At 62.0% G+C, this 1,470-nt stretch carries 1 protein-coding gene; it reads right to left on the bottom strand.

Annotated features, from left to right (window positions below):
• Positions 1-72: 72 nt before the first annotated feature.
• The gene (locus EB835_RS20135) at positions 73-1,344 is read right to left on the bottom strand and encodes an integrase catalytic domain-containing protein (protein WP_240688886.1); all 1,272 of its coding nucleotides are present in this window, start codon (positions 1,342-1,344) and stop codon (positions 73-75) included.
• Positions 1,345-1,470: the final 126 nt, after the last annotated feature.

Genomic DNA, 1,470 nt, shown 5'->3' with positions numbered 1-1,470 from the left:
CGGAGTGCCTCATGTCAAGATCCCCGGGAAATGAGGCCGTGCCTCACAGACATTTTCCCCGCCAGCCGGGTCTTAACCGGCCCGGGTGTGATGGACCTTGATGCCCGCGGGATCCGGCAGGGCTTGGGCCTTCTCGATCTCGCGTTCCATCCTCGCGGTCTTGCCCGCCGCGAGCTTGATCAGCCGTTGCTGGATCTGGTCGATCTTCGCGGCGAGGTCGACCAGATCCAGGCCTGCCCGATACTGGTGAAGCTCGGCCTTCTGCTCGCCGCTGAGAATGCCGGAATCGAGCAGTCGCCGGTACGGGGTCTTCGGGGCGTCATAGACGCGTTTGCGCCTGCCCACACGGTCGGTGGAGTACCCGGTCGGTTTCTTCGTCGGGGTGAAGTAGTTCAACCGGTCATTGACCAGCGGCCACAGGCGCTGCAGCAGCTCGAGTTCGGTCGGGGTGTCGTAGCGGTAGTAGAACCCGTATCGACGCACGAGGTGGTTGTTCTTCGATTCGATCGTGGCCTGGTCGTTCTTCGTATACGGCCGTCCCCGGGTGAAGAAGATCTTGCGTTCGGCGGCCCAGTCAATGAGGGTGTGGTTGATGAACTCGGATCCGTTGTCGAAGTCGAGTCCGGTCACCAGGTAGGGCACGGTATCGACGAACTGGGTGCAGGCATCGATGACGTGGGTCGCGGCGTTGTTTCTGATCGCGTGGGTGTAGACCCATCCGGTGTGCATGTCGGTGTAGTTCACGGACCTAGCGAACTCACCCTTAAGCGTCGGACCGCAGTGGGCGACGGTGTCGACTTCGAAGAAGCCGGGTTCGTCTTCGACTTCGTCACCGGCCTTGCGCACGGTGATCGAGTTCCGCAGCAAAGGGCCGGGCTTCGTCGCTGACTTCCCGCGCAGGGGGTCCTTGTCACGGACGGGTTTGAGATACCGGTCGATAGTGGCCGGACTCATCGCCAACAGTTCTGCCCGCACAGTGTGGCTGTAGCGGCCCTTGCCCGGGATCAGGTGGTCATGGGCTTCGAGGGAGTCGAGGAGGCCGTCCATGGCCGCGGCGAGGTACTTGCCGCAGATACCACCGGCGATCGACCACACGTACTGCAGGATCTTGACTGCATCGTAGGTGTATTTGCGGGCCTTCGTCTTCCTGCCGTCGATGACCGCGACTGTCGCTTGTGCCCGTCCTTTGGGTTGTCGGGTGCGGCGGGTCAGTTGTTGGCGGGCGTGGTCACGGTTCCACCCGGTGATGGTGGTGACGGTGTCGAGGATCGCAGCTTTGCTCTTCTTCGAGGCCGTCGTGTAGGCGGTGGCGTATTTCTTCGTGATCTCGATTCTCGTGGTCATCGAAACGTCCTTATCGACCATGACCCCATCGTCGGCGTGCCCTGCTGCCCGGCGGAAGTGTTTCGCGGGGATTTTTCTGTGAGGCACGACCCCTTGGAACGCGGGGACTTTCTACGAGTCTCGTCG

The organism is Brevibacterium sp. S22, assembly GCF_004745485.1.
Lineage (GTDB): Bacteria > Actinomycetota > Actinomycetes > Actinomycetales > Brevibacteriaceae > Brevibacterium.
This window is presented reverse-complemented; position numbering and strand designations above follow the sequence as displayed.

What these genes read in the sequence shown, in the direction of transcription:
- EB835_RS20135 (WP_240688886.1), bottom strand. Translation starts at nt 1,344, where the DNA reads ATGACCACGAGAATCGAGATCACGAAGAAATACGCCACCGCCTACACG.